Annotated in this window: 17 protein-coding genes; 5 read left to right on the top strand and 12 right to left on the bottom strand. The window is 38.3% G+C overall.

Going from position 1 to position 13145, the window contains the following annotated elements; translation table 11 throughout:
• Entirely contained in the window at positions 1–213 is a 213-nt protein-coding gene (locus MKX72_RS21665) for a biotin/lipoyl-containing protein (RefSeq protein ID WP_033579761.1), read from the bottom strand.
• Entirely contained in the window at positions 210–1562 is a 1353-nt protein-coding gene (locus tag MKX72_RS21670) for an acetyl-CoA carboxylase biotin carboxylase subunit (RefSeq protein WP_034265301.1), read from the bottom strand. The genes MKX72_RS21665 and MKX72_RS21670 overlap by 4 nt, the downstream gene beginning before the upstream one ends.
• Before the next feature lie 313 nt (positions 1563–1875).
• Here MKX72_RS21670 and MKX72_RS21675 point away from each other — a divergent pair, with 313 nt between their 5' ends.
• Complete coding sequence (locus tag MKX72_RS21675) at positions 1876–2346, top strand: N-acetyltransferase (RefSeq protein WP_013058973.1); 471 nt, start codon at positions 1876–1878, stop codon at positions 2344–2346.
• Between the two features lie 81 nt (positions 2347–2427).
• On the opposite strand, the gene MKX72_RS21680 is transcribed toward MKX72_RS21675, so the two are convergent.
• The 4 genes from MKX72_RS21680 to MKX72_RS21695 all read right to left on the bottom strand — a co-directional run bounded on the left by MKX72_RS21680 (position 2428) and on the right by MKX72_RS21695 (position 4903).
• Positions 2428–3030: an RsfA family transcriptional regulator gene (locus tag MKX72_RS21680; RefSeq protein WP_028411482.1), complete on the bottom strand. Its 603-nt coding sequence runs from the start codon at positions 3028–3030 to the stop codon at positions 2428–2430.
• A 178-nt stretch (positions 3031–3208) separates the two neighbouring features.
• Positions 3209–3976 carry an enoyl-CoA hydratase/isomerase family protein gene (locus MKX72_RS21685; protein ID WP_154989725.1) on the bottom strand — a complete coding sequence of 256 codons (768 nt, stop codon included), beginning with the start codon at positions 3974–3976 and terminating at the stop codon, positions 3209–3211.
• Between the two features lie 169 nt (positions 3977–4145).
• Positions 4146–4319, bottom strand: a complete 174-nt coding sequence (gene rpmF, locus MKX72_RS21690) for a 50S ribosomal protein L32 (protein WP_013058976.1) — start codon at positions 4317–4319, stop codon at positions 4146–4148.
• 65 nt (positions 4320–4384) lie between these two features.
• Positions 4385–4903: a YceD family protein gene (locus tag MKX72_RS21695; RefSeq protein WP_014458367.1), complete on the bottom strand. Its 519-nt coding sequence runs from the start codon at positions 4901–4903 to the stop codon at positions 4385–4387.
• A 179-nt stretch (positions 4904–5082) separates the two neighbouring features.
• Between MKX72_RS21695 and MKX72_RS21700 the strand changes: the two genes are divergently transcribed.
• Complete coding sequence (locus tag MKX72_RS21700; RefSeq protein WP_033579759.1) at positions 5083–6282, top strand: nucleotidyltransferase; 1200 nt, start codon at positions 5083–5085, stop codon at positions 6280–6282.
• 27 nt (positions 6283–6309) lie between these two features.
• Here MKX72_RS21700 and MKX72_RS21705 read toward each other — a convergent pair whose 3' ends face one another.
• Positions 6310–7326, bottom strand: a complete 1017-nt coding sequence (locus MKX72_RS21705) for a SepM family pheromone-processing serine protease (RefSeq protein ID WP_028411485.1) — start codon at positions 7324–7326, stop codon at positions 6310–6312.
• Positions 7316–8113: a patatin-like phospholipase family protein gene (locus MKX72_RS21710; protein WP_028411486.1), complete on the bottom strand. Its 798-nt coding sequence runs from the start codon at positions 8111–8113 to the stop codon at positions 7316–7318. Before MKX72_RS21710 ends, MKX72_RS21705 begins: the two co-directional genes overlap by 11 nt.
• Before the next feature lie 467 nt (positions 8114–8580).
• Here MKX72_RS21710 and ylbJ point away from each other — a divergent pair, with 467 nt between their 5' ends.
• A complete protein-coding gene (gene ylbJ / locus MKX72_RS21715) occupies positions 8581–9789 on the top strand; it encodes a sporulation integral membrane protein YlbJ (protein WP_033579758.1) in 1209 nt (402 codons plus the stop codon).
• 58 nt (positions 9790–9847) lie between these two features.
• Here ylbJ and coaD read toward each other — a convergent pair whose 3' ends face one another.
• The gene (gene coaD, locus MKX72_RS21720) at positions 9848–10342 is read right to left on the bottom strand and encodes a pantetheine-phosphate adenylyltransferase (RefSeq protein WP_013058982.1); all 495 of its coding nucleotides are present in this window, start codon (positions 10340–10342) and stop codon (positions 9848–9850) included.
• Between the two features lie 35 nt (positions 10343–10377).
• Positions 10378–10947 (bottom strand): 16S rRNA (guanine(966)-N(2))-methyltransferase RsmD, encoded by a 570-nt coding sequence (gene rsmD, locus MKX72_RS21725; RefSeq protein WP_013084870.1) that lies wholly within the window; start codon positions 10945–10947, stop codon positions 10378–10380.
• A gap of 589 nt (positions 10948–11536) precedes the next feature.
• Here rsmD and MKX72_RS21730 point away from each other — a divergent pair.
• Positions 11537–11923: a DUF7147 family protein gene (locus tag MKX72_RS21730; protein WP_013084871.1), complete on the top strand. Its 387-nt coding sequence runs from the start codon at positions 11537–11539 to the stop codon at positions 11921–11923.
• Positions 11924–11997: 74 nt separating this feature from the next.
• Here MKX72_RS21730 and MKX72_RS21735 read toward each other — a convergent pair whose 3' ends face one another.
• Positions 11998–12273 carry a YlbG family protein gene (locus MKX72_RS21735; protein ID WP_013058985.1) on the bottom strand — a complete coding sequence of 92 codons (276 nt, stop codon included), beginning with the start codon at positions 12271–12273 and terminating at the stop codon, positions 11998–12000.
• Between the two features lie 77 nt (positions 12274–12350).
• On the opposite strand from MKX72_RS21735, the gene MKX72_RS21740 reads away from it, so the two are divergent.
• Complete coding sequence (locus MKX72_RS21740; protein ID WP_033579757.1) at positions 12351–12665, top strand: hypothetical protein; 315 nt, start codon at positions 12351–12353, stop codon at positions 12663–12665.
• A gap of 5 nt (positions 12666–12670) precedes the next feature.
• Here MKX72_RS21740 and MKX72_RS21745 read toward each other — a convergent pair whose 3' ends face one another.
• Entirely contained in the window at positions 12671–13117 is a 447-nt protein-coding gene (locus MKX72_RS21745) for a YlbF family regulator (protein WP_028411490.1), read from the bottom strand.
• Positions 13118–13145: the final 28 nt, after the last annotated feature.

Below are 13145 nucleotides of genomic sequence, written 5' to 3' on the forward strand. Positions count from 1 at the left end.
TTATGAAATAGTCACCAAAACGTCGCCTTCGTTCACAAAATCCCCCACGGCTATATGGACAGTCTCTGCAATACCAGCTTGATCGCTTTCAATAGGAATTTCCATTTTCATAGATTCTAATACAACAACAACTTCTCCTTTAGTTACACTTGCTCCTTGCTGAACAAACACATTAAATACCATGCCTGCCATTGTCGCTTTGATTTCACTCATTGTGGTGCTCCTCCTTTATTTAATACTGTTGATAATAACGATGTGTTATAGGTGCCCTTTTCATATAACTCTTCATTTAACAACTGCTTAAATAGAGGAATATTTGTTTTGATTCCCTCTACAACAGCTTCTGTAAAATATGATTTAGCTAGTTCAATTGCATTTGAACGCGTACGACCAGTAATGATAACCTTTGCAATCATTGGATCATAAAAAGGTGTAACCGCATTCATATCACTGTAGCCGCTATCTACGCGCGCGTAGGTTCGCTCCGGCAAGTGATAACCCGTAATTTTCCCCGGAGCCGGTAAAAAAGTAAACGGATCTTCTGCATAAATTCGAAATTCAATGGCGTAGTTATTTGCTGCTATTTCCTCTTGCATACGAGGAAGCTTTTCACCGCGCGCAGCTAAGATCTGCCACTTAACTAAATCGACCCCTGCAATTTGCTCGGTGATCGGATGCTCAACTTGCAGCCGCGTGTTCATTTCAAGAAAATAAAAATTTTCGTCTTCATCCACGATAAACTCCACCGTACCCGCATTATAATAGCCGATTGCTCTAGCCGCTTGAACGGCTTGGTTTTGCATGGCTTGTCGCGTACTTTCTTTTAAAGAAAGCGCAGGGGCTTCTTCAATCACTTTTTGATTTCTTCTTTGTACAGAACAATCGCGTTCAAAAAGATGAACGACATTACCATGCTGATCTCCAAAGACCTGTACCTCGATATGTTTTGCGTTTGTTATAAGCTTTTCAATAAACATTCCTTCATGACCAAAATATGCTTTTGCTCTTGCTTTTGTTGAGGCATATACTTGTTTTACTGCTTCTTCGTTATCGCAGCGCACCATTCCAATTCCTCCGCCGCCTCCGCTTGCTTTTAACATAACGGGATATCCAATTACCCCCGCTACTTTACAAGCCTCTTCAACCGACGTCACATCACCTTCGCTGCCGGGGACAACAGGTACACCCGCTTCTTTCATCGCAGCGCGGGCAGCAATTTTGTCGCCCATCATCGAAATGATTTCGGGAGAAGGACCGATAAAACAAAAACCTTCATCAATCGCTCTTTTAGCAAATGCACTATTTTCCGATAAAAATCCATATCCAGGATGAATGGCGTCTACTTTTTCTTCATGACTAATTCTAAGCAGCTCTTCCACATTCAAATATGACTTTTGCACAGGAGGCTCTCCAATTCGACGTGCTTTTGTAGCCGCTTGAACATAAGGAAGTTCTGCATCTGCATCGGAATAGACAGCCACCGTTTCAATGCCCATTTGTTTGCATGTATGAATAATACGAAGAGCAATTTCTCCTCGATTTGCAATCAGTATTTTTTTCACCTTTCTCTCCCCTTTCCTCAAATTTCTACTTTCCCCCATATAATTCTACAATAATTTTAAAACTCCTCTACAATTTTTGAAAACGCTTTCTATTTGAATTCTGTTTCCCTTTTGCCTCCTTTCTAAAAAGTGATGTTTATAGTAATGTATTCTTCGTATTTAACCGAAAGAATTCATTTTTCTTTGTGCGCATTGAATATTCGTTCACCAATCATGAAAACAGAATATTTTGTATTTTTGTTATATAATATTAGATGAACGAACCAATCCAGTTCGTTCATCTAGCAAGGAGACATAACAAGGGGGATATGGGATGAATTACGAAGTGAAGCATTTAAAAATTAATTTTAAAACGCTAGAAGAGTTCAAGAAATTCAAAGAATATGGCATTCAAGAACTTTCAATGCTAGAAGAATTACATGCCAAGATTTCCGATAATGAAATAAATTCTCCGTTTTACGGCATTTATTTTGGAAATAGCTTAGTGGCTCGCATGAGTCTCTATAAACGAAACAAACAGTACGATCAATATTTCGAGCCGCCTCAAACGTATATTGAAGTGTGGAAACTTGAAGTGCTCAGCGATTTTCAGCGCAAAGGATTAGGTCAAACGCTCGTTGAATATGCCAAATCCTTTCAATTACCTATCAAAACAAGCCCGCGAGTAAAATCGAGTGATTTTTGGTCAAAAATGGGGTTCGTACCTGTAACGTATGATATCGATCGTGATTTGGGAGAAAACCCTCTTATTTGGCTACCAAACGGTGTAAGCGAACAAAAATAAACAGCTGATTTCCAGCTGTTTATTTTATATCTATGTGGTATATATGATTAACATGAAGTAGGGAGCATTCAAGCTTTCGCTTTACTTTTGAACTTTTTCTAAATTTAAATTTTTATCCACTTGAAATTTCACTTTTCTACTTTTTTCATCCTCTTTTAATACAACCATTTTACGAGCCCTCTCCATAATTTCAATAAGAGCTTTATAGTCATCTTCCACAATTAACAAATTGTTTTGCAAAGCTTTTTTTTCTTTTTCCAAAATCGTTACTTTCTCTTGTAAACGTTCAATCTTTTGCTGCAGTTCTTCATTAGCTTCGAGAAGCTCCGACGAGTGTTTTTGCCCTTGATCTACATTTTCTAAATACTTAATTACCTCATTAAGCGAAATATGTTTCTCTGCTTCCATATATGATAAGCGTGCAGGCTGCTCGTCGTCTTTTGAAACAGTTCTTGCTTTTAATTCTTTTCTCTGTTTTTTCGCAAGGTCAATACCAGTCTTGTATTGTTTGCGCACAAAAGAATTCCAGCGGAAGCCACAAGCTGCTGATGTTCGTGTAAGTTTCTTCCCCACTTCTTCAAATGCAGCTAGCTGAGTGCCACCTTCACGTATATGACGCAGTACAATTTCTGCGAGTAATAAATCTTCATCATGAGTCCATGCATCTTGACGAGAAGAAGTCATTTTTCTATCCCTCCTTATCCGTACTTATTAAATGAATATGCACCTACTAGATAAGATAGACTATTGTTCCTCTTCTCAATCAAGAAAATCTTTCATATACTTTGAAGCAAAATGGGAAATCCGTGATTCTTTCATCTTTTGCTTATTAACTATATTGCTATGGAAATGCAGTTCATAACTATGTTTTTTTAACGATGACCTTTTGAACCGCTTCTTCATGCTCAGGCGATTCCCACAATATCGAACAGCGATGAATTTCTTGTTCCATTCGATTCCAAACCCGGCTTTGCTCCCATTTCTCAATAGCGATTTCTTTGTAAGCTTGCAATACTTGGGTCGATTTATGAGTAATAGGAGCTAACCACTCCTCACACCTCATAGTTAGCTCTTTAAACGACGTAACATAGGAAAGAAATCCAATTTGCTTTGCTCGTTCTACTCCATACAGCTGAGCACTGTAGATCATTTCCATCGCTTCTTGATACCGCAGCTTTTCAAGAAGAATGGTTCCTCCTCCCCAGCCTGTTGTAATTCCTAAATTCCCTTGAATAAAGCCTATTTCGCTATGTGTTGCACTTATACGGAAGTCACATGCAATCGCAAGCTCACATCCCCCCCCAACCGATGTTCCATTCAAAAGGGCAACTGTTGGTTTTGGGAGCGTTAAAATTTCATAAAGAATTCTCCCCATTTTCGTTAACATTTGAGACGCCTCTTTCGAAGTCTTTAGCTCATGAAATACGCTTAAATCTCCTCCACTGCAAAATGCGTCTGAACCAGCACCTGTAATTACAAAAGCTTTTACTAACTGATTATGTTTCACATAATCTACAGCTTGCTGCAGTTCATTCATCACATCATAATCAATGGCATTACGCTTTTCAGGGCGATTAATCACAAATGTAGCAATGCCTTGGCTTGTAGTAAACAGCTCGCTTTTTTTCATGCTTTTTCCTCCTTATGGACAAGGTATGAATCCTTTTACAACAGTAATTGTTTATTTAAAAAGAGTTCTTGTTCTATAAGAAAAATCCTTCTCTTCCAAAGGGCAGAGAAGGAAAAAAGGCAAAAAAAATAAAAGACCCTTTAAGAGGGTCTTTTATTTAAATAAGCAATTATTTGCTTACTACGTCATTTCCTTTGTAAGTACCACAAGCTTTACATACGCGGTGTGATAGTTTCATTTCACCACAATTTGGGCACTCTACCATACCAGGAACTTGTAATTTAAAGTGCGTACGACGCGTTCTTTTCTTCATTTTAGATGTTCTTCTAAAAGGTACAGCCATTATTCCCACCTCCTTAAAAGAATTTTAAAATCATATGAAGGCCCGAAAGCCGGATCTTCGCATTTTTATTTCTTTTTGTCTTTAAAGAAATTTTCGAGTACGGCTAAGCGGGGATCTACTTTTTCCTGCTGTTCTTCTTCGGTAACAACTTCCCAGTCTTTTCCTGACTGTGGAGCTGCTCCTGCCGCTTGCTGATTTTCACTAAATACCTGCAGAGGAATTTCAACAATAATTAACTCTTGAATCAAAGGTTGTAAATCAACCGTTTCTCCCTCTACAATGCGTACTTCAGCATCTTCTTCATAATCAGCATTCACATTCAATAAAAACGTTTCAGTTGCGTTAATTTCAAACGGATACGGAACGTCAACTAATGTACGAGCACAAGGCAACGTCATTTCTCCTGAAATTTTAAGGTGAAACGTTACTTTCGAAGAGCTAATGTCGGCTCTTCCTTTCACGTTTACATCTGACATTCTACGAATTTGAGGATCAGCATTCATAAACTCTTTGCCGTCAATCACTTCGTCAAATGTTAGACCTTTATTTTGCAGCTGATACAATTGATGTATTGTCCATTTCATTGTTAATCACCTCAAGGCAACAAAGGTTATTATAGCTTTCACAAGATTATTTGTCAATATTTTTTCTTTACACTATAATGTACTTAAATATGCTTTTTTGTAAAAATTTCTTACTTTCATAAAAAAACGTTTTTAAAACAAAGAGCTAGACTAAAAATAATAAATTAAAAGGAGACATTATGCAAGCAGTTGGAATAATTGTCGAATATAATCCTTTTCATAACGGACACGCTTATCATTTGCAGCAAGCCAAACAACAAACCGGAGCAGATTGTGTGATTGCTGTGATGAGCGGGCACTTTTTGCAGCGCGGAGAGCCTGCTCTTGTATCGAAATGGTCCCGCACAAGAATGGCTTTAGCCGCTGGTGCAGACTTAGTCGTTGAATTACCCTATGCTTTTTCTACTCAAAAAGCTGAAACATTCGCAAGCGGCGCTATTTCTATTTTGGAATCCCTTCACGCTGACTTTGTATGCTTTGGCAGCGAAAATGGCAATATTGACTCATTTACCCGCACCGCTGATTTGCTCGAAGCTCATGAATCAGAACTATCTGCCTTAATTCAACAAGAGATGAAAAAAGGAAACAGTTATCCAAAATCAGCTTCCAATGCTTTCTTACAGCTTTTCACGGAGGCTCCTATTGATCTATCTCAGCCAAATAATGTGCTTGGAATGAGCTATGTAGCTGCCATAAAAAAACAGCATGCATCTATTAAACCATATACAATCACTCGAATTCAATCACATTATCACGATGATTCCCTGTCTTCCTCTTTTATTTCAAGCGCTACAAGCATACGTAAAGCTATTTTTGACAGCAGCAGCCATGGGGACCTGGGCAAGCATATGCCAGTTAGTACAGCAAACGAATTAGCAGCTTACAAACAAGCACACGGACAGTTTCATCATTGGGAGCACTATTTCCCATTTTTAAAATACAAATTATTAACTACTCCACTTTATGACTTACAGCGTATTTATGAAATAGAAGAAGGTATTGAACATCGACTGCTATCTTATATTTCTTCATCTACTTCATTTGAAGATTTTTTAACAAATGTTAAAACGAAGCGATATACGAGAACCCGTTTACAGCGCATGTGCGTTCACCTTTTAACCAATACAACAAAAAGTGAGATGCAACAAGCTGATCCTTATATTCGCTTATTGGGAATGTCAAAGACCGGACAAGCCTATTTAAAAACAATTAAGAAAAAGCTGTCCCTTCCTATTGTATCCACTGTATCGCAATGTAAACTAAAAGAAATTGATACCGATATTAAAGCGACACATGTTTATAGTACGCCGTTTCAGGAGCCTCTGCGCTCTCAGTTTATGAAACAAGAATATACGCAGCCTCCTATCATTTGGCCATAAAAAAATCGTCTGCAAGAGACGATTTTTTTATGGTTTCAGCTTTTCTAAATAGGTTACGGCATCCGAAAATGAATCTACGGGTACAATTTTCATATCACTGTTTATTTTTTTGGCTGTCTTCACTGCTTCTCGGTAGTTAGAGCCAGCAGCCCCTTTTTCATTTGGTGCAAAGAAAATCTCTGCTCCTTCTTTATCTGCGGCTACAATCTTTTGTGAAATACCTCCGATTGGTCCTACCTCTCCTTTATCATTGATAGTCCCTGTACCTGCAACGCGGTGGCCTTTTGTCATGTCCTCTTTAACAAGCTGATTATAGATTTCAAGTGAGAACATCAGTCCCGCTGAAGGCCCTCCTATTTTTTCAGTATCAATATGTATATCGGGCTTGACTTTTAATTCTTGGTTCGTTTCTAAGGCAATTCCTAGGCCTACTCGTTTCGGCTCGTCAGGAAATGCTTTAACTTTTAGAGTATGTTTGCTTTCTTTGCCATCTCTTTTTACATAAATTGATACTGAATCTCCTGCTTTTTTAGTCGATACGTAGTTGATTAAGTCCTCAGCAGTTTGAATTTTTTTCTCATCTACTTTTGTCACGACATCTCCAACATGAAGTTTTCCATGTGCAGGCATATTTTCTACAACATATGTAACATATACGCCTTTATTGTGGTAGGAAACGCTCTTTCCAGCTGCTTCATATGCTACTGAAATAGCGGCATTTTTTGACGTATCCATCATATGTAATTGCCTTGTCGAGTAATCTTCATCGCTTTCACCCTGCTGCAAAATTTGCTTTGTAGGGAAAATTTCATGAAAGTCCTGTATTTTCGCAAGACCATATGAAAGAGGAGTTGCTCTGCCCATTCTTACAGTTGTAAGCATAAACGTCCCTTTTTCATGGTATCCATCTTCTACCTTAATAATAGGCGCAAGTTCTTCTGCCATTCCAGGCTTTGTAATGTAGTACGGTAATGGATAAAAACAAAGCATTGCCACCACTGCAATAACAGCCAAATATACCAAAATTCTAATTCTAGATTTCACTTTTTTTGTTCTCCTTCCAATGATCAATTGCTTGTAGAATAGAAGGCAACTGCTCATGTGCTGCTTGTTCACCAATTGACATCATTTCTTGAATGTTTGTAAATGCTCTGGAACTAAAAGTATCGAGATTAGGACGAATCATAACGTCTGAAGCAATAGTTCGGTGAGCTACTAGCTCATCTTGCAAAATATCTAAACTTTGCATAATGACATCAAAAATGGAGCTGATTTCTGCATTCACTTTCGCTTTTGATACATCGACTCCAATGACAATATCAGATCCCATCTCTTTTACAACCGATACAGGAATACGGTCCACTACCCCGCCGTCTACAAGCAATCGCCCATCAATTACTTCGGGAGCAAAAATTCCTGGAATTGAAATACTTGCTCTCACCGCTTCAGCGATAGGTCCTTTTTTAAACACCACTTTCTCTCCTGTTTTCAAATCTGTCGCTACAATGGCAAACGGTATAGATAACTGTTCAATGTTTCTATTTTGCGTAAAAGTGCGAACCAACGACTTTACTCTGTTGCCCGTAATAAATCCCATTTTTGGCACGGTAAAATCCAAATAATACTTTCGTTTGAACGTTAGCGCCATTTTATAAAGAGTTGCCAGTTCAATACCTGACGCATATAGTGCACCAACTAAAGCTCCCATGCTGCTGCCAGCTAGAAAATCAATAGGAATGTTATTTTCTGTTAGCGCTTTGATTACTCCTAAATGTGCAAAACCTCTAGCTCCACCTGAGCCTAACGCAACTCCTATTTTTGGGCTTTCCACTTTACCTGCCCCCCTCGTTTTACCTTATAGACTTCTAAAAATGTAAAAACTTTTGATGAGCTTCTCTATCATTGTTGCCCTGTCTTCAATAGGACTATTCTTCATTTTCTATTTGTTCATTTTGTATGAAGCTAAAGATATGTTTTGCTCAATCAACGGTGGTTATTAAGCATTATACTATACTGAAGGTTGTTTTAAGAAATTCTTACTCTTCTCTTGCTGCGTATACGTTTTTTTACTCCTTGACTATTCTAGAAGTGCATTGATTTATGTATATGAATTGTATTTCCAAATGTGACAAGACGCCTTTTTATTCAGTATGAATTTATTTTCTCCTTACACATAGGCATAAAGTCGATGCATAGCTTCGTATATTGATATATAGAAGAACTTGTACATTTGCCTAAAACTCCTCATTTCATTCCTATCAAAATGACGTGAGCTTAGAAAAGGAGATGAATCGTTCGTTGAATAAATCGATGGTGAAAACACTTCTGCTCGGGACGAGCGTAACACTTCTCGCTATTGCGCTTATTGTATATCCAAAAGAAGCGCTAGAAGGTTCAGTAAGAGGTCTCAACACATGGTGGAAGGTCGTCTTTCCTTCTCTGCTGCCCTTTTTTATTGTTTCAGAAATGCTTATTGGGTTTGGCGTAGTGAAGTTCATTGGGATCTTATTAGAGCCGTTTATGAGGCCTTTATTCCGAGTACCTGGAGTAGGGGGTTTTGCTTTAGCAATGGGCATGGCTTCTGGATTTCCTTCAGGTGCAAAAATCACTTCCCGGCTGCGCCAAGAAAAACAGCTAACAGCTATTGAAGCTGAAAGGCTCGTATCATTTACTAACTCATCTAACCCTATTTTTATTTTTGGAGCTGTGGCAGTTGGCTTTTTTCACAATCCAGCTGTCGGTATCATATTAGCTCTCTCTCATTACATAGGGAATATTTGTGTAGGACTGGTGATGCGGTTTTATGGATCAGCAAAACCTAAAGGACAAGTAATTCAAAAACCTTCTTTATCGTTAGCTTTTCACGAAATGCATAAAACGCGATTAAAAGATAAGCGTCCTATCGGGAAGCTTTTAGGAGATGCGGTTACTTCTGCAGTTCAATCTCTCTTAATGATTGGCGGTTTTATCATTTTATTTTCTGTATTAAACAAACTTTTATATGTGACTCATATCACGGCCGTTTTAAGCAGCGGTCTAGCTTATTTATTTTCCCTTTGTCATATAGGGACTGAGCTGAGCCTTCCCTTTATTTCGGGGCTTTTTGAAATTACGTTAGGAAGCCGCCTAGCAAGCGAAGCACCGGACACGCTGCTGTTTCATCAAATTATCATCGTTAGCTTTGTATTAGGCTTTAGCGGTTTCTCTGTTCAAGCACAAGTAGCTAGCATACTCGCCGAAACAGATATTCGATTTTTTCCGTTTTTTATTGCCCGAATTTTTCACGGCTGTTTTGCGGTAGTATTCACTATCTTTCTATGGGGTCCTCTTCGGGAATCCATTACTACTTTTCAAGCATCTGAAGGAGCACTGCCGGTTTTTTCTCACTTGGAGTCCGTTACGATTCTATCGCAGTGGCTAAACGTGTACGGCCCCCTCCTAACGATTTTTACGCTGTGCTGCTATATTTATCTATATTCAAAACGAGCGTTTCTTCATCGTTCCTAGTAAAAAAAGAACGTGACGTTTTCTTATCGGCAAAGAAAACGTCACGTTCTTTTTTATCTTATTTTTGAGACAGCTGTTCAAATTTTTCTGCAAGCGCTTCTCTAACAGGGGGAGGAACTAATTCAGAAATATTCCCGCCATATTTAGCTACCTCTTTTACAATACTAGAACTTAAAAACGAGTATTGATTATTTGTCATCATAAATAACGTTTCGATTTCTTTATCTAATACGCGATTTACAGATGTGATTTGCATCTCGTACTCAAAATCTGATACTGCACGCAAACCTCTTAAAATGGTCTTTGCCTGCTTTTCTTTTGCATACTCCATTAATAATCCGCTGTACGACTCTACTACCACATTAGGAAGTGATTTTGTTACTTCTTTCAGCAAAGCTACTCGCTCTTCCCCTGTAAATAGAGGACTTTTTGAGGAGTTATTTAAAACAACCACATAAATCGTATCAAATACATTTGCGCCTCGTTTAATAATATCAAAATGTCCATTCGTAACTGGATCAAAGCTTCCTGGACAAACAGCTATACTGCCCATACGTATCCCCTTTCTACATCTAACAGCTCATTGATTTATTCAACTGATTCTTCTTTCTTGTATGTATAAATAGAAACACCAATGATACCGTACGTTTCGCTTTTTATTTTTTCAAATAAACCAATCTCATTATCTAAATGTACATCATGAGAATGCTCCGCTACAATAATTCCTGTTTTTGCCAGAAGGTTTTCTTCACTTACCGTTTCGATAAGCGCTTTCAACTTTTGTGCTTTATACGGTGGGTCAAGCAAAAGTAAATCGACAGTCAGCTCCCTTTTCTTTATCGCTTTCAGTGCACGCTCTGCATCATTTCGATACACTTCAGCGCGGTCTTCTAACCGACAGGATGCTAAGTTTGCTTTAATCGTCTGAATCGCTTTGCCATCCCGATCCACAAAAATGACTTTATCTATTCCTCGACTTAGAGCTTCAATTCCCAAGCCACCGCTTCCACCGAACAAATCAAGAGCTGTTCCACCTTCAAAAAACGGTCCAATCATATTAAAAATAGCTTCTTTCACCTTATCTGTTGTAGGGCGGGTTGAGTATCCTGGAACCGCCTTTAACGCATGGCCTTTATATAAACCTGCTACTACTCTCATCCTTATCACTACCTTACTTTTACTTCCTTATTCTTCATTATCCTAACATATTTTGAATTACAAAGACTAGCAAAAATCCTCAATTTATTCAATGCTGTATGCATTCTGTGCAATAACCCAGCAGCTTGCTTTTATGCTGGACTTTTACGACCGTCTCCTTAGATACACCTATGCAGATCATTCGGCATTTCGTTCATAAAAGATTTCCTTTACTTTAATATGTCATCATAAACGTAAATTTACCCTTTTTCTCTGTCATGTTATCAGTCTTTTATATTTTAAAAAGTGAATTTCACGAAACAGGTATATGAACGTTTAAAACGGACATACTGACTAGTAACAACATCATCTAACCGATGTTGTTGCCAACCGCGGAGAAGACTTACGTTTCCCCATAAGTTCTTCCTCCGGTTTCTCCTCTCCCTTTGCCTTCATCAAGGTGCTTGTAATCGCAGAGGTGATTACACCCCTTTATTGAAGGGCCCTACAATGAGTAGTTGTAGGGATTTTTTTATTTACTCCTAAAATATTCAGTGATACATTAAACTACGTGAGTTTGCTTTTTTAATACATAGAGGGGGAAATACATATGATTCAGCGTTTTATTGAGCTCGGAGAAGGGTATTCAGATATTTATGAGCTGTTAGAGATTGTCAAAAGCAACAAACATCGTCTTGCCCATCTTATTATGCTGCGAACAGTAAAAGAAGATCGACAAGTAGCTTCTTTTGTCGCTGTCTTGCATCCAACAGCTGAAGGGAATTTCCAACCGCTTTACGTTTGCCGAGAAGGAATTGTTTTAAAACAAAACGACAGCAAGCGCGTTGAGTTATTTAAACGAGCAGCTGAGGAAGCGGGAAAAGAAATTGTGGTACTCGATGTCAAACCATCTACTACCTTTCCAGAAACAGCACTATACTATCAGCACCTTATTGGCATTTTGCGAATGAACCGCTTTATTCCGCCAATGCAATAACCTCATCCCTGCCTATTCGTTTGCTAAGGCCAAGTAAAATAAAAAAAGGAATGTACATTACATTCCTTTTTTGTTTAAATTCCTATCTTATAGTCATATTCCTTCGCTTTATCCGGCTTTGAATTTTCGAATTCTGTTTTTAAAAACGGCCGATAAGAAGGATCTACTTTCTTCACAAAAGGTAGAGACTGAAGTTTATGGATTGTTTTTTCAATGCCATCTTGGTTGCAATATAAGACAACATACTTTAATTCTTTAGATACGTAATGTACATTTCCGTACTTTCGCAATGCTTTTGCTTGCTTAACAGAATGCACATACGCCACAATTCCTTGACGTTCAACAAACATATTTAGTTCCCCTTTTGCATACGTTATATTGGTTTTCTTTATCATAAATTCTTTTATATGAAGTAGGTGCTTTATGTATGAATTTAGATGATATCTGGATGCTCTTTCTTACTCATTTTAACGAGCACAGAGCTATTGAACAAGTCATTTTCAAAAAAATCACAAATATACCCTTTTTGTATATAAACACATCAATTGAGCGTAGAAAAATAGATGAGCTTCTAGAAGCTTCATCTATTTTTGCTACATCCAATACAAATGCTACGTGGCGCTCAAGTTTTGTCAGAAGTCAGCATCTTACTTATGTCTATCAGCACAGGTTTTACGTTCCACAGCGTAAAATGGCCTGCTGCGGAAATTCCTGTGCTGATTGCGTTCGATTTATACAGTGAACGGCTTATGCGCTGCACCCGCAGCTTCCACCAGATCCGCAGCCACCGCCGCAGCTGCTTCCCGTATCAAAAAACGGATTTCCCGTCGGTACTTTAACATGCTCTGAAACAGCTTGACCAAGGATAACGCTAATTTCATCAAGCAGTTTTTGCAATTCATTTTCTGCTTTTTTGAACGCAGCGATTGTCGCATGTAAATCAACTTGACGCTTTACATCACGTACTTGTCTCGTAATGGTTTTATAGTCAGGATGATATTTTCCAAATCGCTGAACATCCTCATACTGTTCCTTTATTTTCACAAATTGAGCAATTAATGCCTGTGCATGTGAATCTTTATTTAATCTATATAAACATTGACGATAGTTCTCGGCTACGTCTGATTGTAACACCATGTTCGCTACGTGATCAGACTCGTCGAGTAATTCAACAGTTCTCATTGTTGTCAGCATGGCTGTGCACCTCCGTTTTTATCTTATC

The sequence above is a fragment of the Priestia sp. FSL R5-0597 genome, from assembly GCF_038006305.1.
In the GTDB taxonomy this organism is placed as follows: domain Bacteria; phylum Bacillota; class Bacilli; order Bacillales; family Bacillaceae_H; genus Priestia; species Priestia zanthoxyli.

Bases quoted from the DNA above. Each gene is read 5' to 3' on its own strand.
- MKX72_RS21675 (WP_013058973.1), top strand. From the start codon at position 1,876: ATGAATTACGAAGTGAAGCATTTAAAAATTAATTTTAAAACGCTAGAA.
- MKX72_RS21740 (WP_033579757.1), top strand. From the start codon at position 12,351: ATGAATTTAGATGATATCTGGATGCTCTTTCTTACTCATTTTAACGAG.
- MKX72_RS21685 (WP_154989725.1), bottom strand. From the start codon at position 3,976: ATGAAAAAAAGCGAGCTGTTTACTACAAGCCAAGGCATTGCTACATTT.
- MKX72_RS21680 (WP_028411482.1), bottom strand. From the start codon at position 3,030: ATGACTTCTTCTCGTCAAGATGCATGGACTCATGATGAAGATTTATTA.
- rsmD (WP_013084870.1), bottom strand. From the start codon at position 10,947: ATGAGAGTAGTAGCAGGTTTATATAAAGGCCATGCGTTAAAGGCGGTT.
- MKX72_RS21745 (WP_028411490.1), bottom strand. From the start codon at position 13,117: ATGCTGACAACAATGAGAACTGTTGAATTACTCGACGAGTCTGATCAC.
- MKX72_RS21735 (WP_013058985.1), bottom strand. From the start codon at position 12,273: ATGTTTGTTGAACGTCAAGGAATTGTGGCGTATGTGCATTCTGTTAAG.
- rpmF (WP_013058976.1), bottom strand. From the start codon at position 4,319: ATGGCTGTACCTTTTAGAAGAACATCTAAAATGAAGAAAAGAACGCGT.
- MKX72_RS21695 (WP_014458367.1), bottom strand. From the start codon at position 4,903: ATGAAATGGACAATACATCAATTGTATCAGCTGCAAAATAAAGGTCTA.
- MKX72_RS21730 (WP_013084871.1), top strand. From the start codon at position 11,537: ATGATTCAGCGTTTTATTGAGCTCGGAGAAGGGTATTCAGATATTTAT.
- MKX72_RS21700 (WP_033579759.1), top strand. From the start codon at position 5,083: ATGCAAGCAGTTGGAATAATTGTCGAATATAATCCTTTTCATAACGGA.
- coaD (WP_013058982.1), bottom strand. From the start codon at position 10,342: ATGGGCAGTATAGCTGTTTGTCCAGGAAGCTTTGATCCAGTTACGAAT.
- MKX72_RS21665 (WP_033579761.1), bottom strand. From the start codon at position 213: ATGAGTGAAATCAAAGCGACAATGGCAGGCATGGTATTTAATGTGTTT.